Genomic DNA, 16,937 nt, shown 5'->3' with positions numbered 1-16,937 from the left:
ATAAGGCAATTTTGGAATTGAAGATAACGTTGATAATAGCCGGTATTGTTGTGATCATCGCGGTGATAGTCTGGCTCATTTTTCGCTCGGCAGCTAAAGACGTTGAGGATGATTATTAAATGATGATCCTCTCGCCAATTCCCAAACGAAATGCAACAAAGTGACCCACCGGTCAGGTACGGATAAAATAGCCGTATTGACCCTGTCGGAGACCCTGTTGCATGAAGGGAAAACATTTGACTCAGCATGAGCGCTTTTACATCGAAAAACGAAAAGCTGAAGGCGTTAATCAGTCCTGCATTGCCAGAGAACTGGATGTCTCTCGCTCTACCCTGAGCCGGGAGCTCAGGCGTAATACGGACCCCGCTTTCAACGGACTTTACTCCTCCAGACGCGCTGATGCCTTAGCCAGACAACGGCGGGGCGCCACCTCGGCACACAATGCCTGTGTCCCTCTGGGCCAGCAGACACAAGACTTTCTCCGGCAGGCGCTGGCTGTACATACCTCCCCTGAGGTTATCTCTGGGAGACTGAAAATCCAGTTTGATATCGCCGTCAGCAAAAATACCCTCTACCGCTATATCCGTTCGGACAGACAGGCTGGCGGTAAGCTTTACCTTCAGCTCCCTCACCGGGGTAAACGCTATCGCTATGATACGGGTGAGCCCGGACGCACGCCCATCCCGGACAGGGTTGGCATTGAGCACAGGCCTGCTGAGGCTGAACTCAAACAGGTTCCCGGGCATGTTGAAATCGATACGATTTTTGGCAAAGACCAGAAGTCATTCCTGCTGACGGTCGTGGACAAAGCCACAAAGCAGGTCATTATCCGTAAACTCCCCAATAAGTGCGCTGAGAGCGTCGTGGAAGCGTTCAGGGACATCGTGGCGAATACTTTCTGCGAGTTTAAAACCCTGACGGCAGATAACGGACCCGAGTTTGCGAAACATAAGGACATCACTCAGGTAACGGGCGCAAAGGTTTACTTTGCCCGGCCTTATCATTCCTGGGAGCGGGGGTTGAATGAGCATACCAACGGTCTGATACGGCGGTTTTATCCGAAAGGAACCGATTTTAATGGCGTCAGCGATGAAGATATTGCGAGACTGGAGCACATCCTCAACACTCGGGGGCGCAAATCTCTGGAATACAGCTCACCGAATGAGGTATTTTTAGAGTATCTACTCGCTGCATAACGCATGATGGTTTGTTGCGTTTCGTTCGGGAATGGGGCTCTGATTTAACCTCCCCCAGCTTGCAGTGCTAAAGAGAAGGTTGAAATCCTTCTATGCACCCAAACAGCCATTGAAAAACCAACGTTAAAATAAGTATTCTGCATATATTACTTGCTTCCTCATACCTTGTGTGGGCCTCGTTATATCAATAAGCGGGTTAGCGAGCAAACTTGTCGTTATGTGATGCATGTCATTTCAAATCAATTGTAACTGATCACTTTTTGATCAATCATTTTAGTGCCAAATCCACAGCGCTTTCATGTCTGTCAACCTGTAAGCAAGCTATGAGACCCTGTAAAAGGTTATGGATTAGGTCTTGCTTCCGCCACGAAACATCATGTCTACAAGTAATTAGATGCTAGTGGCGGCCTTTTGTATTGAAAACCGGACAATCACTTCCTCTACCTTCTTCCACCGAGCAATCATCACATATCAGGTAAATTACCGTGCCACTGGCCCTGGTGTAACACCCTTCATTTTACCAATGCCCCACTAATCCCTTCAGTCCCCTCTTTATAAGGAAACATTAAATACTCCGTCTCACCATCGCCCAGTTTCTCTAGTTTAGTGTTAAAGACCGCTTCATAGAATTTTTGTGCCCGATACATGCCTGCAACACAAATCTCAAACTAGCCACCGATATTTGCTTTCATCATATTCTCTAGTAGGTTTTTTCAGATAACGTCCTAACACTCATTCTTATAAATGGTGTTTTTTTATACAACATTATTAATCAAGTTATCTGAAACTACTTCATTGACGAAATATCAGAACATCGAGGGGTTATTTTTATCCATTATCAAGCTCCAGAAATGACAAAGCCCCAGCGATTAGCTGAGGCTTTAAATTTGGTGCTGTGATAGCTGACCCTGTAACCGTACCAATGATAATGCAATCCTTGCACCAAGGTAACTATCACAGCACCGTATAATTTACATTGTAATTATAAACAAACAGTAAACATGACCAACTTTATAGTGGGCATGACTCACAAAATGGCAAAGCCCCTACCGTTAAGCTAAGGGCTGAAATTTGGCCCGCCACCGAGGTCTCGAACCTCGCACCTACAACAACTATGGTTATCGGCTCTATCCAGCTGAGCTAGTGGCGGTTACAGAGCGAATTCTACGCATCAATTTATAAGCACGCCATCAACAAGGTTACTTTTCAGATTATTCAGCCCACCAATCCAAGTTCAAAAACGACAAAACCCCACCGAAGCGAGGTTTATTTGGCTGGCTAGGCACTACTGCACAAACAATTCTTATCACACTAATGCACTTTTTGCGGCCTCACCGACACTTTTATCATAAATTTCTGACTTCATTATTGCCGGATCCATTTCTAGGCAAGAAACAGATCAAGGCATGGACAGAAAGATTACAGCAGGCCATCAAGATTGCCGATGAAATAGAAATAGCGCTAAGAGTGAGCAGTATTTATGTACTGCAGCAAAAGTCAGGGCATGGCTACACAAGAGATGGTTTCAATAGTCGGTGGCGCAATGCAAAATTACTGGCCGCAAAGACATTTCCTGAATTGGATTTTGATTTCACGTTTCATGATTTAAAGGCAATGGGAATATCCGATTTAGTCAAATTAATCACTATCTTATTGACAATAACAATATTTGAGGCTTTATTACATCATTAGTGAAATGTTTTTTAATATATTGCCACCACTGAACAAGTGTGAATACTATTGCAGAGTTGTCATGGCAAAATATCGTATTTTCTTACGACAACATATTTTAGTTTTATTTTTCTAAACCAAAAAACATCAGTTAATAAAATTAATATTCCAATAATCCTAACCTCACCACCAGTGTTAAATGTAACTAGAGCGCCAATAATAGCTAAAATAACCGAGCCTACCTTTGAGTACTTTGTCTATAATTTTTTAACTGATGTAACGCCATTCATTGCATAAGTGGCACCGCTTACCGTAAACAAGCATTTGTAACCCATACATCCCCATGACTAAAGAATTCATTTTCTTCTATTATATTGTCCCAGAAATAAAGATAGCTATAAAAAATGTGATACTGAAAATTTATCGATAATAAATTACTATCAATTTAGTGATTAGCAAGTTATTTCAAAATTTGTTGTGCTATAGCTCTTACAACCCTATCAGATTGAAGAAGACCATCTCCGATAGCATGCTTCCCCCATGCAAACTCAAATCCAAATCACTGAAATTCTGCGCCTGCTGCACAACCTGATCCGTATTGGTACAGTGGCCGCGGTCGATCTCGACCAAGTCCTACGCCGCGTGGCGACAGGAGACAATACCACCGGCTAGTTAAACTGGCTGACGCTGCGCGCCGGTCAATCGCGATCATGGTGAGCACCGTCCGAGGGTGAGTAGGTGTTGATATTGTCCCTCGGTGACGAACTGGATACAGCCTTTGTGCTGCGTGGCATTTTCTCTGATGACTTCCCGCCGCCGTCGGCCTCGGCGCATGGCCGACAGCGGAAAACTGGCCGCTGATTGAATTACCCGAACTACCGCAGTGGCTTTTGATTGAAGCGGTGAATCAAGGTTATATCGTTTCCACTTGGCCACTTGTCATAGAATAGCTCACAAGAAATACCGTTAATACACGCTGCCAAAATAGATGTATAGTTATATTTATCATCCAGATAACAGCAATAGGAGCTGTAATGTTCGGGCAAGATAAAACCGCTGGCACCATGATATGGTGGGAAAAAACCGTTGAATACTATTTCGTGGCTAAATATTTGAGTAACACAGCTGCTATAGCCCCATTAGATGGCAATCACGAGAAAGCCGGTGACAATATATTTACTCAGGGCAATAAATGGGTATTAATTGAATTTAAAAGAAGTAAGGCCGACTTAGAATCCGAAAAAACAAAGTTTATTAATTATCAACAGGCTCAAAGCGCTCTATCCGCAATTGATGGTCATCATTTCCTGATTTATGGCGGCATGCTCTACACAGGTGAATTTTCACTATGGGCACAAACCTATTTCTCTGGTAGAACCGGAGTCTCCCTAGATGAGGTCATCAAAAATGGTAAAGGCATAAGAGCTTTTATTATTTATGTCGAAGCATTTATCGCATTTAAAAAAGGTGGTAATCCTGGTAGTTCGGGTGGTCTGGGGGTAACGGATTATGCGCAAGTGGCTTGCGTCAATAAAAATGGGGATATATGTGCCTGTATGTCTCTTGCCGAGTTCCGTCGTTCATTAGGTGCAAAACCGACGCCTGACGCAAAATACAAAAGTGCAGCGCCGAGTATGTAATCATCCTTATTTGTTTCTATAAATAGTGGCACTATTACTTAATCAGTAATAGTGCCACCTTATTTTGTGCTATCCCTCACACAGCCCCCATCACCTGCCCCGCGCGTAGCAATCCGGCACCATTACGAATGTTACCACCCTGATCCGTAAAAATAGCTATCGCCTCTTGGGTTCCCGCTCCTGCTCTGATTATCCGCTATTTGCCTTTGAAAACTACATCCGTACCACGCAAATGTTGGCTGACACCATGGCTGAGGCCCATATGTGGGCCAACGATAAGCCGCTCACGCCCTCGCTGGCAAAGACATTTGTGTTGTGAGGCTATTTCACGCAATGACATCAAGCCAGCTCGGTACGCCGATTCGATGGCCTCCCAATCTGGTTTGGTCATTTGTTTACTCCAATAAAAAACCGCCGTAGGCGGTTTGATAATAATATTTAACACATAAAATGTGACTCCCAATATAGGGAATCTTCAACTATTTAATTATTAGTGCATCCGCCGTTAGCTTGACAGTGTCCATGTTCAGGAGTGCCAACATCAGGCCCCGTTGCAGGATCATTACAATACGGCCACCACTTGCTGGATGGATTACATTCTTCAGCCATAGCACCCGCAGATAGCAACATAACACTAACTAACAGTAAGCCTTTTAACATATCTTTCATCGTAACTTCCTCCATGATTAGCCGCCTAAAGTGACGGACGATGCGACGATTGCTTTTAATAACCTGCAATAGCCACCCTAATCATTAATTCATCAAGTCCACTAATCAATCAAATAAGTTGGTTTGTTTAACCGCTGTTAATAATAATTCTTATTTCCATTGGTAATGGCATTAAATTAAGGAAAATCTTATATATCCGCACCATTATCGATGGCACTCAAGGAATGCCACCTGTAATGCTACTTTACTGAGGTAATTTCCAATTCTGAGCTGGCAGGCCAGCACATGTAGCCATCGTCACCGACTTGTCCAACCCTGCAGTTGTCAGGCACTTATTTGACGCCACATTTCGCACATCCGAACCAACACCTTGAAGAGCTTTCCACTGTTGTTTTGTGTTCTGATAATCACAGGTTGCCATGACCGGAGTTGAGCCACCTTCATCTGACAAACACTGCCCACTTTTCAACACGATGTAATGGACGGTGTTTTTTTCTGAACTGGCCTTTGCCACGCTATCACAGGCTAACAAGGTGGGCTTACCTTGGGTATTCTCATCCAAACAGTTACGGCCATTTGCAATATTAAGATGGCCGGATATTGTTTCGGTAGCCATAGTCACTACCTTAGCTCCTTGGATATCTTCTTGTGAAGTTGCTGCAACCGAAGAGAACGATACAGTCAAAGCAACAATTAATGCAGATAAGCGAACTACCATATAATCACTCCTTGTGAATTAATTATCTTTCTAATTATTAACGTATTGTACTTAACAATAAATTAATGACCTGTTTTTTTATACAGTTAAAAGCTGACGCTATCAAGCCTTTATTTACAAGTTATTAACTCCATTTATATAACGTTAATGTCCGATCCTTTTTCATTGCTTCCGGGTGGCGTTCTGCCGCCAGCTAATAACCTCATCGAGCCGCCCCCAACTCACGCTTAAGAGCTAGGGCATACAACCCACTATCGCCCCAAGTGGTACCAACGAATTCAGGTAGCGTACTTGTGCCTCGCAAGACAGGCTGATGTGCTTTCATTACGCAAGGATCAATTCAGAGAGTCAGGTATATACATCAGGCAGGGTAAGACAGGGGCAAAACAAATCAAGGAATGGTCGGAGCGATTACGTGACGCTATCGCGCTGGCTGAGTCCCTGTCCTTACAGCCGGGTATCAGCAGTATCTACATCATTCGCCAACGAACGGGACTGCGGTATACACGCGACGGTTTTAATAGTCGATGGAGCAAAGCCAAAGAAGCAGCAAAAGAAGCGCACCCTGAGCTGGATTTTAATTTCACCTTCCATGACCTGAAAGCTAAAGGGGTTTCTGATCTTGAGGGTTCACTCAGTGACAAACAGGCGATATCAGGACACAAGAATGCAGCTCAAACAGCACGATATGATCGTAAAATTGCGATAGTGCCAGCGGTAGGAGACCAGTAAAGCAGAAATAATATTATGAAGAGATATTATGAAAGGTGATTTTAGGCACAAAAAAACCGCCTCTCGGCGGTTAACGACATACTCATACTACTTTGTTTTACTTAGTATATTTTCCATGGTGCCCGGGGCGGGACTTGAACCCGCACAGCCATAAGCCGAGGGATTTTAAATCCCTTGTGTCTACCGATTTCACCACCCGGGCTCTGGAAAACTGGAGGCGCGTCCCGGAGTCGAACCGAGGTAGACGGATTTGCAATCCGTAGCATGGCCACTCTGCCAACGCGCCTTATTCTTCTTTGCCTTTACAGCTGAGGTTCGCCTTAAGCCAACCTACTAATTTGGAGCGGGAAACGAGACTCGAACTCGCGACCCCGACCTTGGCAAGGTCGTGCTCTACCAACTGAGCTATTCCCGCAACATCAGAACTTACTGATTCTTTTGCTATCTTTCGACATTTCGTTGCTGCCGTCTGATGCGATGCATTCTACTTACCTGACGCAATGAGTCAATAAAATTATCTGACTAATGTGTTCGTTTGCTGCTTTTTGCGGCGCTTCGATCAAGGTTCGAGCAAATCATTCCAGGCGGCGTTTAAATATTGAAACATTGACCAGAATGTCAGTACCGCAGCAATGTAGAGAAGAACAAAGCTGGCGAGCTCAACATTATGGTCTGGGCGCCAAAGTAAGCCAACCAGCGAACCCATTTGAGCCGTGGTTTTCACTTTACCAATCCATGACACCGCAACACTGCTGCGCTTACCGATTTCAGCCATCCACTCACGCAGGGAAGAAATGATGATTTCACGGGCAATCATAGTTGCCGCCGGTAGAGTGATCCACCAGACATGATAATGCTCAGCGACCAACACTAATGCGATGGCAACCATAACTTTATCCGCCACAGGGTCAAGAAAAGCCCCAAAACGGGTAGTTTGTTTCCAGCGGCGCGCTAAAAAGCCATCAAACCAATCGGTTGCTGCTGCAAACACAAATATGATGGCACAAACCATCGGAGCCCAAACGAATGGCAGATAAAACGCCAGAACGAAGAATGGGATGAGTACAACACGAAACAGGGTAAGCCAAGTCGGTATATTCAATTGCATAATGCTACGATAACTATCTGGCTGGGGTGGATATTATGAGTATGGTGCAACATTAGCCTCAGTGTTTCAATGCATTGTAGATTTTTTCTGCCAATGCTTGTGAAATACTCGGCACTTTTGCAATTTCCTCGACGCTAGCATTCAGTAAAGGTTGCAGTCCCCCCATATACTTCAGCAAAATTTGCCGCCGTTTAGGGCCAACTCCCTCTATCGTTTCTAATGCACTGGTATTTTTTACTTTAGCACGACGCTGCCTATGTCCGGTGATAGCATGGTTATGCGAGTCATCTCGGATATGTTGAATCAAATGCAATGCTGGTGAATCTGGTGGCAACGAGAACCCCTCCCCTTGCGCCTCCAGGAACAATGTTTCCAGCCCCGCTTTTCGATCACTTCCCTTAGCAACGCCGACCAATAATGGTTTTTGCTTATCCCACTCAACGGTGAGAGAAGCAAACACGTCAAAAGCCTGAGACAGTTGGCCTTTCCCTCCGTCAATGAAAATAACATCAGGAATTTTTTTGTCATCTAATGACTTACCATATCGACGTTTAAGCACTTGAGACATCGCCGCATAATCATCACCGGGCGTTATGCCACTAATATTGTAGCGTCTATATTCCGAACGTACAGGACCATTTGCATCAAATACGACACAAGACGCGACAGTCTGCTCTCCCATCGTATGGCTGATATCAAAACATTCCATACGATTGATCTCATCAAGATTAAGAATCTTGGCTAACTCTTTCATTCGCTGATGTATTGTTGATTGCTGCGATAAACGAGTAATCAACGCAGTAGAGGCATTTGTGCGCGCAAGTTTAAGGTAACGCGCTCGATCCCCCCGAGGACGGCTTTGGATCTGAATTTTTCTTCCGGCCAACTCAGAAAGAGAGGAAGCCAGCAGATCCTTTTCCTCTAGGGTAAAGTCCAGCAAGATCTCACCTGGGAGCGTTCGCCCCTGGCTTCCTTGCAAATAAAACTGCCCAACAAAGGTCTGAACGACTTCACTGAGCTCAGTCCCAGCAGGAACTTTCGGGAAGTAACTCCGGCTTCCCAGCACTTTCCCTTGTCGAATAAATAGCACATGGACACAAGCTAACCCGGCATCAAACGCCACACCGATAACATCAAGATCTGCACTGTCGCCCGAAACGAACTGCTGTTCAGTAACTCGCCTTACTGCTTGTATTTGATCTCGAATACGTGCCGCATCTTCGAAATGCAACGATTGACTGGCTTCCTCCATCCGGGAAATCAGTTGTGTCAGTACCTGTTGGTCTTTGCCCGAGAGGAACAAACGCACATAATCAACCTGGCGTTGGTACTCATCATCGCTCACAAGACCTGCAACACAAGGGCCTGAACAACGGCCAATCTGATATTGCAGACAAGGCCGTGAACGATTGCGGTAGACACTGTTTTCACACTGCCTTACTGGAAAAAGTTTTTGCAATAATGCCAAGGTTTCGCGGACAGCATAAGAGTTCGGGAACGGGCCAAAATACTCACCCTTCTCATGCTTAGCACCGCGATGAATAGCTAAGCGCGGGTGAGTATCCGCACTCAAGAAAATAAGAGGATATGACTTATCATCACGCAACAGTACGTTGTAACGAGGCTGATAAAGCTTGATATAGTTATGCTCAAGCAGCAGTGCTTCCGTTTCTGTATGTGTCACGGTCACATCAATTTGAGCAATATTCTTAACCAAGGTCTCTGTTTTTCGACTGGCAACCTGAGCACGGAAATAACTCGTCAGACGTTTCTTGAGGTCTTTTGCTTTGCCGACATAAATAACTGTCCCCGTCTTATCATACATACGGTAAACACCAGGTTGGCTGGTGACAGTTTTCAAAAACTCTTTAGAATCGAAACAATCAGTCACTATTAGACAACGTCTCCGCGTTAAACAGACCGTGGCGAATGGCCAGATGGGTCAATTCAACGTCACCACTTATATTAAGCTTGCTAAACATCCGGTAGCGATAGCTGTTCACCGTTTTCGGACTCAGATGAAGTTGTTCCGAAATGTCGTTCACCTTTTGGCCTTTCGTTATCATGAGCATAATTTGTAACTCACGCTCTGACAAACAACTAAAAGGCGTTTCGGCTGGAGGCTCTAACTGACCCAAGGCCATCTGCTGCGCAATATCAGAAGCAATGTAGCGTTGCCCCGAATGAACCGCACGGATAGCCGTAACAACATCCTGAGGTGCTGCCCCCTTACTTAAATACCCACCGGCACCAGCCTGCATGACTTTTGCGGGCAGCGGATTTTCAGTATGGATGGTTAGCATGATAACTTTAGTATCTGGAGAAAAACGCAAAATCTTACGAGTTGCTTCCAACCCGCCGATACCGGGCATATTCATATCCATCAAAACGATATCAACAACATGGCTACGGCACCATTTTACCGCATCTTCACCACACTGCATCTCGCCCGCTACTTTGATACCCTTGATATCTTCAAGAATGCGTCGAATCCCTGCGCGCACCAGTTCGTGGTCATCAACAAGAAGAACGCTAATCAAAGAAAATTCTCCAAAAATAAGGGAGTAACCTAATCACGCTTTGTTTACGACAATGATATTACTTGTTTTCGACCAAAGAATGAATACAGAATAATTGCAAATTCATATCTATATTGTTTGACAGATATTATTTTTATCATCATTTCGACTATGTACATAAAATCGCTGACATATCAATTAACGACATGATAAAAAAGAAAAGTTTTTTTAAGAGTTTTCTTGGCATTACACTGCTATTCATGCAAACAGTAATTGCTGACATCCCGAAACTTATTTTTACATGAAAAAGCACAACATATTGATACCACACAGGATCGGCTATTTCCGTTCTAATTTTGCGGCATAGGAATTATTCTTAGTTTTGTTTATTTATTGTTTATCTCTTATTCACGCTCAAAATGAGTGATTTTTGACACAAAATTACTCATTCAGAAATGGTATGATTTTTATGAACAAAACTCACTTAATTAAGATAATACTTACATAGTCAGAGGAAGCATCTTCCAGACATACCTATCCCCTGCTCGCCTTCGACCACATTTTGCGCCACAAACTAAAGATTAAGCACATGTTATCAAAGCTGACCATCAGTTTATGATATAATGCTATAACTGTTTAATAATGCCGCGAATGTTCACTGCGATACTGGGTTAGCCCACATCACTTTGTTCACAGGTAAGCTATCACTTCAGGAAAAAAAATGAGTAATCCAGACTTTACCACTTCTGCTGACCCAGAAACTTTAGCAAATGAAGTTGCATGTTTGAAAGCAACATTGACTCTATTGCTAAAAGCGATCGGCCAAGCCGATGCTGGGAAAGTAATCTTAAATATCGAACGTTCCATTGCCGGTATCGAAGACACTGCTCAAGCTGAAGTTTTCACCAATACCCTGGCACAAATCAAGAACGGCTATCGTCAATAGCTTATCAAGATATAGAGTCTTATTTTGCTCCGCTGCCATATATAGGAATTTCTTTGTTTTTCATTGAAATATATTCTATTGGCAGCTTTTTTAAATTTTTCGGGATTGCGATGGGACTGTTACTTAAAGCACTGATCGGCGCCATAGTTGTGGTATTGATTGGGCTATTATCGAAGACGCGCAATTACTATATTGCTGGTTTAATCCCGTTATTCCCTACTTTCGCCCTCATCGCACACTATATTGTTGGCCATGAGCGCAATATCGAAGCACTGCGCATAACAATTATATTCGGTTTATGGGCTATCATTCCCTACTTTATCTATTTGATATCGCTTTATTTTTTAATTGACTATTTACGCCTACCACTCGCATTGACCGCGGCTGTGTTATGTTGGGCCATCGCCGCCTGGATACTTATAGCTGCCTGGAACCAATGGCATAGTTAACGAAAACCATACCATTATCAGCGCAATAGTAATAAAACAAGCGCATGAATAGCCAACAGCGCCACAGAGAAGGTGAGATTCAAATTACTGATAGATTTTGATCTGACTTCATCAGAAGGTATATCACTTACTTGAATTTTTCTGACTCTGTAAACCCAGTACCCGCCGAGCACCACAAAAAGCAAGGCCAGAGACACCGCCAAGAGTGGAGATCCCCAGACTAAGTACTCACTTAATCCTGCAATAGCAAACCAAAGAATGACAAAGACCATGATTAACCACCTAAAGTTTTGATAGTCCGAGCTTAGCACACTCCTTAAAAACCATTAAGACCCACTTACAAGAAAAAAAGGAATGCAGAAAACATAAAATGTCAGTCTAAAAACATCATAAACAGCAGAAATGAAGTTAATAAATAGTTAATTTAAAAAAAGAACCGTATTGAACATCCACAATTAAATAGCATAAGATAAAGCGATAACTAAATTATAAGACAAATCATCTATGACTTTATCTAAAACATGATAAATTCAGCTCAAAAATCGAGACTGTAATTAAATCTGTGTAACTGTTTATCATTGCCCCCTAACGGGAAGGATGAACAGACGATGGATAAAAAAGACCTAGAAGCCTTTGCACGCGAAGCGGCAAAAGGTATCAAGACTGAAAAAGACCTGACAGACATGCGAGCTATGCTGACTAAAGTGATGGTTGAAGCAGCTCTTAGTGCTGAACTTGATAATCACTTGGGCTATCGCAAGCATGAGCAGTCCAACTCAGACAACAGTCGCAATGGTGTCACGCGCAAAACCGTGCGCACTGAAGAGGGCCAGTTTGAGCTGGATACGCCACGTGACCGACAAGGGGATTTTGAACCACAGCTGGTGAAGAAGCACCAAACCCGCTTTACCTCGATGGATGATAAAATCCTTTTTCTCTATGCCCAAGGCATGACAACACGAGAAATTGTCGAGACCTTCAAAGAAATGTACGGTGCAGATGTTTCTGCAAGCCTCATATCCAAAGTCACTGATGCGGTGATTGAACAAGTCGTTGAGTGGCAGTCACGGCCACTGGATGCGGTTTACCCGATCGTTTATCTGGACTGCATCGTGGTTAAAATCCGCCAAGATAAACACGTGATCAATAAAGCCGTTTATCTTGCTCTGGGCGTAAATATGGAGGGCCATAAAGAGCTATTAGGCTTATGGCTGTCTGAAAACGAAGGGGCTAAATTCTGGCTTAGCGTGCTCACTGAGCTTCAAAACCGGGGCGTAAAAGATATATTAATTGCTTGTGTTGACGGGCTAAAAGGCTTCCCGGATGCCATAAATGCAGTCTTCCCTGAGACTCGAATTCAGCTTTGCATCGTTCACATGGTGCGCAACTCGGTCAAATATGTGCCCTGGAAGGACTACAAGGCCGTCACCGCCGAGTTAAAACAAATATACCAATCAGTCACCGAAGAAGAAGCCTTGCTAGCCCTGAGCCAATTTGCTGAGCACTGGGACGATAAGTACCCACAGATCAGCAAATCATGGCGGGCGCACTGGCATAACCTCAACACATTATTCAACTATCCTACGGATATCAGGAAAGTGATTTACACGACCAACGCCATTGAATCGCTGAACAGCGTGATCCGCAAAGCGATCAAAAAACGTAAACTGTTCCCAACCGATGACTCGGCTAAGAAAGTTATCTATTTGGCGATCCAGAATGCGTCCAAGAAGTGGACCATGCCGATCAGAGATTGGAAACCGGCATTGAATCGATTTATGATTGAGTTTGAAGACCGCTTAAAAAATTATATTTAACCTTGGCAGTTACACAGAATTATTTACACCCTCCAAAAATCAACATTATCCTGTGTTTTGTACATTCAAATAAAATGCTTAAAAAATCAAATTAAGTAGTTTTATTACATCAAGAATTCATTTTATTTGCCGTTATACATTGCACCTCTTATTTAATATACGTAATGTTCATGAAAAAGTTCTCCGACCTATCCATTTTGACAAAGTTACTCTCAGGCTTTTCGGTTGTTATTGTTATGATGTTATTGCTAGGTGCTGTGGCACTATCACAGTTAAGCAGTAATAACGCCAGGCTGGAAGCCTATCGCGACAGTTGGTTACCGGGTGTTCGCTATGCATTAGAGATGCGAGGCGTTTTAGCCGAATTGCGCCTGCAGCAGGTTCAGTATATCGCCTCATCGACAGAAAAAGAGCGCGAAGGACACCGTCTGGAGATATTACAAGCCGTAGACAACTTTCGTGCCGCGCAAGATAGATTTCTGAAATTACCCGAAGGTTACAATCACTCCGAACTATTCAAGATAATAATGTCAGATTTTGACCACTTTTCTCAGGCAAACAGTCTCGTTATTGATGCGGTTAATAATAATCAATTAGCTGAAGCCACTAAAGTTAGTGGTGATACATCAAGAAAATATCGCACACAGTTGATGAAAGACCTCGCTGAATTAGTCGTGCTGGAAGTTCAAGGTGGGGAACAAGCTGCAACGGATGGTCAACAAAGCTTTAATACTGCCAAAAACGTACTTATCGCTTTATTGCTCTTTGCTGTTTTCATTTCTGCACTGCTTGCTGTCATGATTGCCCGCAACTTTTCTCGTTTATTGGGAGGGGAACCGGCCTATGCTGTGGCTATTATGGGCCATATCGCCGCCGGAAACTTATCCACTGAAATAAAACTTCGCCCAGGTGATAATAATAGCTTACTGGCTTCCCTGAATATCATGAACCGGCAGTTGAAGAAAACGATTAATGAGATCATGCATGGGAGCGAATCAATTTCTGTGGCGTCGAATCAGATTGCTCAGGGTAATGCTGACTTATCACAACGTACCGAGGAACAAGCATCCTCTCTGATTCAAACCTCAGCAAATATGCAGGAACTCACCCAAACCGTACGTCAGAATGCGGAGAATGCACGGCAAGCAAGTGAGTTAGCGGTTAATACAGCAGCAACCGCCACAGAAGGCGGAATTATTGTTGATGAAATGCTACTTCGTATGCAAGAAATCACCAAAAGCTCAAGGAAGATCGTCGATATTATTGCTGTTATTGAAGGCATTGCCTTCCAAACCAATATATTAGCGTTAAATGCTGCAGTTGAGGCCGCCCGAGCGGGCACCGAAGGTAAGGGATTTGCCGTTGTCGCAAGCGAAGTACGCACTTTGGCACAGAAAAGTGCAAATGCAGCCAAAGAGATAAAGCAATTAATTGTTGGTACGGTTGAGAAAATTAATGCGGGTTCAGAACGCGCTGACCATGCCAGTCAAGCGATGGGCGAGATAGTCGACTCGGTGGGGAAAGTTGCTCATATCGTTGGCGAGATATCGACGGCATCACACGAGCAACACATTGGTATTCAAGAGATCGGTATCGCTGTAGAACAGATGGATCAAGTTACGCAACAAAATGCCGCATTGGTTGAACAAGCCGCCGCCGCCGCACAATCATTAACGGAGCAAGGCGCGGAGTTGCGCCAGATTATCCGTTTCTTTCAAATTAATCAGCCATCATTAAGCTAAGGAAATAATGACTAAGCGCTAAGTTGTGTGAATCATAGCAACTTAGTGCCTAGCTCAAGATGATATGGCATCTTCTCTGAAGAACATATTCATTATACGGATTACAGAAGTTCTTTCTGTACCCAAAGGCTAATACTCCCGCCATTAACAGGAAATGTCGCCCCACCATCTTCATCTGTAGTAATAATATCCTGACGATTACCTAAGTAATCAGCAAACTCTTTATTTTCAAAACCTTCACCAAGGACGATTGTTTTTTCACTTTCTGCGCCATTCGAAAGAATCACCACACAACCGGGTGCCTCCGCCGTACCAGCACGAACAAAAGCAATACAGTTTTTATCATCAAAATAATCGGTTTGTGCGCCATGAGCGAAGCGTTGTCTGGCTTGAATTAGCCTCTCCAATTCAGCAACAACCGGCATCTCTATCTGATAAGTCCCCCCATCTTCACCGTTATCTTCATAATTGGCACCAAAAAGATCGGGGTAAAAAACACAGGGAATACCTTGTTCTCGTATTAAGATCAACGCGTAAGCCAAAGGTTTAAACCAAGGTTCTACAGGTGCTTCCAGGGCCTGAAGTGGCTGAGTATCGTGATTGGCCACCAACGTAATGGTATGTGACGGGTCAACTTCAATTAATGAGCCATTGAATATTTGCGTTAAATCAAAATCTTCGCCCTGTTTCGACGCTTCGTGAAACTTGTGATGTAAAGCAACGTCGAACAACATTACATTGCCTTCTACCCGTGCCAGATATTGTTGTAATTTTTCGATATCAGGGGACCAATACTCCGCAATAATCAGTAAATCATGTTCTGTTTCATTTTGTATATATTCTATCCATGCTTTAAAAAACCATGCCGGGATATGTTTTACTGCATCCAATCTAAAACCATCAATTGGCAGTGACTCCAGTAACCATTTCCCCCAATATTTTAACTCATCCATAACGGCAGGATTACGGAAATCAATATCCGCCCCCATCAGATAATCAAAATTACCTAACTCATCATCAACCTCTGTATTCCATCCCTCATCGCTATAATCGTTTACTATCTTAAAAACCCCCTCATCTGAGGGTTCTTCAATATAATCAACACCGGTAAAACACTGTTTATCCCAAACAAAGGATGAATAAGTTTCATTGCGGCCAGAAAACGTAAAACGGGTATAGGCAAGGGCGTCGATAATATCATCGTCCATTTCAGTCCGGTTATCAGGATTAACTTTACGGACACTGACCTGTTCTTTTTCATCCGCCCCCATCTTGTGATTGAATACGACGTCAAAAAGAACTTTTATGCCATTCTCCTTCAATCGGTTAATCGCATTCTGTAATCCTTCTTTGTCGCCATATTTAGTCGACTGAGTCCCCTTCTGATCAAACTCCCCCAGATCAAACAAATCATAGGTGTCATATCCTACAGAATATCCTCCTGAGGCACCTTTATATGCGGGGGGAAGCCAAACGATATTAATTCCAAGTTGGCTAATATGTGCGGCTTGATCTGAGACCTCCTGCCATAATTTACCGCCATCAGGATAGTACCAATGGAAAAACTGGAAGATTGTGGGATTATTCATAGGCTTGATAACTCCATTTAACCGTATATCTCACAGTATGGCCCACTTTATAAAAGTTGGATTGGCAATAAGGTAATAGACTGTGTATTCGTTTTAATAGTGAGTTAATGTAAGGTCGGCCAGCATTAAAAAGAGGTAATT

General features: G+C 43.5%; 15 protein-coding genes, 4 tRNA genes and 4 pseudogenes. 11 read left to right on the top strand and 12 right to left on the bottom strand.

The window, feature by feature from the left end; translation table 11 throughout:
- The first annotated feature begins 221 nt into the window (after positions 1–221).
- Complete coding sequence (locus tag ACWJJO_RS09470; protein ID WP_481090918.1) at positions 222–1,196, top strand: IS30 family transposase; 975 nt, start codon at positions 222–224, stop codon at positions 1,194–1,196.
- Between the two features lie 1,072 nt (positions 1,197–2,268).
- Here ACWJJO_RS09470 and ACWJJO_RS09465 read toward each other — a convergent pair.
- Positions 2,269–2,346: transfer RNA gene (locus tag ACWJJO_RS09465), tRNA-OTHER, on the bottom strand.
- Positions 2,347–2,564: 218 nt separating this feature from the next.
- On the opposite strand from ACWJJO_RS09465, the gene ACWJJO_RS09460 reads away from it, so the two are divergent.
- Positions 2,565–2,888 (top strand): site-specific integrase, encoded by a 324-nt coding sequence (locus ACWJJO_RS09460; protein WP_193784672.1) that lies wholly within the window; start codon positions 2,565–2,567, stop codon positions 2,886–2,888.
- 468 nt (positions 2,889–3,356) lie between these two features.
- On the opposite strand, the gene ACWJJO_RS09455 is transcribed toward ACWJJO_RS09460, so the two are convergent.
- The gene (locus ACWJJO_RS09455; protein WP_481091617.1) at positions 3,357–3,497 is read right to left on the bottom strand and encodes a hypothetical protein; all 141 of its coding nucleotides are present in this window, start codon (positions 3,495–3,497) and stop codon (positions 3,357–3,359) included.
- Here ACWJJO_RS09455 and ACWJJO_RS09450 point away from each other — a divergent pair.
- The 4 genes and pseudogenes from ACWJJO_RS09450 to ACWJJO_RS09435 form a co-directional block, all read left to right on the top strand.
- Positions 3,474–3,704 (top strand): annotated as a pseudogene (locus ACWJJO_RS09450) (phage baseplate assembly protein V); the annotation flags it as partial. The gene ACWJJO_RS09455 and the pseudogene ACWJJO_RS09450 sit on opposite strands and share 24 nt — an antisense overlap.
- Positions 3,698–3,817, top strand: a pseudogene (locus tag ACWJJO_RS09445) (phage tail protein); the annotation flags it as partial. The pseudogenes ACWJJO_RS09450 and ACWJJO_RS09445, both read left to right, overlap by 7 nt.
- Before the next feature lie 84 nt (positions 3,818–3,901).
- Complete coding sequence (locus ACWJJO_RS09440) at positions 3,902–4,507, top strand: hypothetical protein (RefSeq protein WP_481090950.1); 606 nt, start codon at positions 3,902–3,904, stop codon at positions 4,505–4,507.
- A gap of 127 nt (positions 4,508–4,634) precedes the next feature.
- A pseudogene (locus ACWJJO_RS09435) lies at positions 4,635–4,820 on the top strand (phage tail protein); the annotation flags it as partial.
- Between the two features lie 170 nt (positions 4,821–4,990).
- On the opposite strand, the gene ACWJJO_RS09430 reads toward ACWJJO_RS09435, so the two are convergent.
- Both ACWJJO_RS09430 and ACWJJO_RS09425 read right to left on the bottom strand, forming a co-directional pair.
- A complete protein-coding gene (locus ACWJJO_RS09430; protein WP_083159109.1) occupies positions 4,991–5,176 on the bottom strand; it encodes a hypothetical protein in 186 nt (61 codons plus the stop codon).
- A gap of 244 nt (positions 5,177–5,420) precedes the next feature.
- Positions 5,421–5,894 (bottom strand): ricin-type beta-trefoil lectin domain protein, encoded by a 474-nt coding sequence (locus ACWJJO_RS09425; RefSeq protein WP_083159110.1) that lies wholly within the window; start codon positions 5,892–5,894, stop codon positions 5,421–5,423.
- Positions 5,895–6,170: 276 nt separating this feature from the next.
- On the opposite strand from ACWJJO_RS09425, the pseudogene ACWJJO_RS09420 reads away from it, so the two are divergent.
- Positions 6,171–6,626, top strand: a pseudogene (locus tag ACWJJO_RS09420) (tyrosine-type recombinase/integrase); the annotation flags it as partial.
- Positions 6,627–6,742: 116 nt separating this feature from the next.
- Here ACWJJO_RS09420 and ACWJJO_RS09415 read toward each other — a convergent pair.
- From ACWJJO_RS09415 to uvrY, 6 genes are all read right to left on the bottom strand, one after another.
- Positions 6,743–6,828 (bottom strand) — tRNA-Leu (locus ACWJJO_RS09415).
- Between the two features lie 10 nt (positions 6,829–6,838).
- A tRNA-Cys gene (locus ACWJJO_RS09410) sits at positions 6,839–6,912 on the bottom strand.
- A 53-nt stretch (positions 6,913–6,965) separates the two neighbouring features.
- Positions 6,966–7,041: transfer RNA gene (locus tag ACWJJO_RS09405), tRNA-Gly, on the bottom strand.
- Positions 7,042–7,185: 144 nt separating this feature from the next.
- Positions 7,186–7,734, bottom strand: coding sequence for a CDP-diacylglycerol--glycerol-3-phosphate 3-phosphatidyltransferase (pgsA, locus tag ACWJJO_RS09400; RefSeq protein ID WP_083159111.1), 549 nt, complete (start codon positions 7,732–7,734; stop codon positions 7,186–7,188).
- A gap of 58 nt (positions 7,735–7,792) precedes the next feature.
- The gene (gene uvrC / locus ACWJJO_RS09395; protein WP_481090949.1) at positions 7,793–9,625 is read right to left on the bottom strand and encodes an excinuclease ABC subunit UvrC; all 1,833 of its coding nucleotides are present in this window, start codon (positions 9,623–9,625) and stop codon (positions 7,793–7,795) included.
- Entirely contained in the window at positions 9,618–10,274 is a 657-nt protein-coding gene (gene uvrY / locus ACWJJO_RS09390) for a UvrY/SirA/GacA family response regulator transcription factor (RefSeq protein ID WP_083159113.1), read from the bottom strand. The genes uvrC and uvrY overlap by 8 nt, the downstream gene beginning before the upstream one ends.
- A 700-nt stretch (positions 10,275–10,974) precedes the next feature.
- Here uvrY and ACWJJO_RS09385 point away from each other — a divergent pair.
- Both ACWJJO_RS09385 and ACWJJO_RS09380 read left to right on the top strand, forming a co-directional pair.
- Complete coding sequence (locus tag ACWJJO_RS09385; protein ID WP_083159114.1) at positions 10,975–11,199, top strand: DUF2594 family protein; 225 nt, start codon at positions 10,975–10,977, stop codon at positions 11,197–11,199.
- 110 nt (positions 11,200–11,309) lie between these two features.
- The gene (locus ACWJJO_RS09380; RefSeq protein WP_083163697.1) at positions 11,310–11,648 is read left to right on the top strand and encodes a GlpM family protein; all 339 of its coding nucleotides are present in this window, start codon (positions 11,310–11,312) and stop codon (positions 11,646–11,648) included.
- Positions 11,649–11,665: 17 nt separating this feature from the next.
- On the opposite strand, the gene ACWJJO_RS09375 is transcribed toward ACWJJO_RS09380, so the two are convergent.
- Positions 11,666–11,920 (bottom strand): hypothetical protein, encoded by a 255-nt coding sequence (locus tag ACWJJO_RS09375; RefSeq protein WP_083159115.1) that lies wholly within the window; start codon positions 11,918–11,920, stop codon positions 11,666–11,668.
- Between the two features lie 336 nt (positions 11,921–12,256).
- Here ACWJJO_RS09375 and ACWJJO_RS09370 point away from each other — a divergent pair, with 336 nt between their 5' ends.
- Positions 12,257–13,465, top strand: coding sequence for an IS256 family transposase (locus ACWJJO_RS09370; RefSeq protein ID WP_481090948.1), 1,209 nt, complete (start codon positions 12,257–12,259; stop codon positions 13,463–13,465).
- A gap of 170 nt (positions 13,466–13,635) precedes the next feature.
- Positions 13,636–15,207 carry a methyl-accepting chemotaxis protein gene (locus ACWJJO_RS09365; protein ID WP_083159116.1) on the top strand — a complete coding sequence of 524 codons (1,572 nt, stop codon included), beginning with the start codon at positions 13,636–13,638 and terminating at the stop codon, positions 15,205–15,207.
- A gap of 101 nt (positions 15,208–15,308) precedes the next feature.
- On the opposite strand, the gene amyA is transcribed toward ACWJJO_RS09365, so the two are convergent.
- Positions 15,309–16,796 (bottom strand): alpha-amylase, encoded by a 1,488-nt coding sequence (gene amyA, locus ACWJJO_RS09360; RefSeq protein WP_083159117.1) that lies wholly within the window; start codon positions 16,794–16,796, stop codon positions 15,309–15,311.
- Positions 16,797–16,937 lie beyond the last annotated feature (141 nt).

It is taken from the genome of Yersinia antarctica (assembly GCF_056636475.1).
The sequence above is the reverse complement of the archived record's forward strand: the minus strand, read 5'-3'. Positions and strand labels throughout refer to the sequence as shown.

Excerpts from the sequence above, each read along its gene's own strand:
- ACWJJO_RS09470 (WP_481090918.1), top strand. The coding sequence starts at position 222 with ATGAAGGGAAAACATTTGACTCAGCATGAGCGCTTTTACATCGAAAAA.
- ACWJJO_RS09440 (WP_481090950.1), top strand. The coding sequence starts at position 3,902 with ATGTTCGGGCAAGATAAAACCGCTGGCACCATGATATGGTGGGAAAAA.
- ACWJJO_RS09430 (WP_083159109.1), bottom strand. The coding sequence starts at position 5,176 with ATGAAAGATATGTTAAAAGGCTTACTGTTAGTTAGTGTTATGTTGCTA.
- ACWJJO_RS09425 (WP_083159110.1), bottom strand. The coding sequence starts at position 5,894 with ATGGTAGTTCGCTTATCTGCATTAATTGTTGCTTTGACTGTATCGTTC.
- pgsA (WP_083159111.1), bottom strand. The coding sequence starts at position 7,734 with ATGCAATTGAATATACCGACTTGGCTTACCCTGTTTCGTGTTGTACTC.
- ACWJJO_RS09385 (WP_083159114.1), top strand. The coding sequence starts at position 10,975 with ATGAGTAATCCAGACTTTACCACTTCTGCTGACCCAGAAACTTTAGCA.
- ACWJJO_RS09380 (WP_083163697.1), top strand. The coding sequence starts at position 11,310 with ATGGGACTGTTACTTAAAGCACTGATCGGCGCCATAGTTGTGGTATTG.
- ACWJJO_RS09375 (WP_083159115.1), bottom strand. The coding sequence starts at position 11,920 with ATGGTCTTTGTCATTCTTTGGTTTGCTATTGCAGGATTAAGTGAGTAC.
- ACWJJO_RS09370 (WP_481090948.1), top strand. The coding sequence starts at position 12,257 with ATGGATAAAAAAGACCTAGAAGCCTTTGCACGCGAAGCGGCAAAAGGT.
- ACWJJO_RS09365 (WP_083159116.1), top strand. The coding sequence starts at position 13,636 with ATGAAAAAGTTCTCCGACCTATCCATTTTGACAAAGTTACTCTCAGGC.
- amyA (WP_083159117.1), bottom strand. The coding sequence starts at position 16,796 with ATGAATAATCCCACAATCTTCCAGTTTTTCCATTGGTACTATCCTGAT.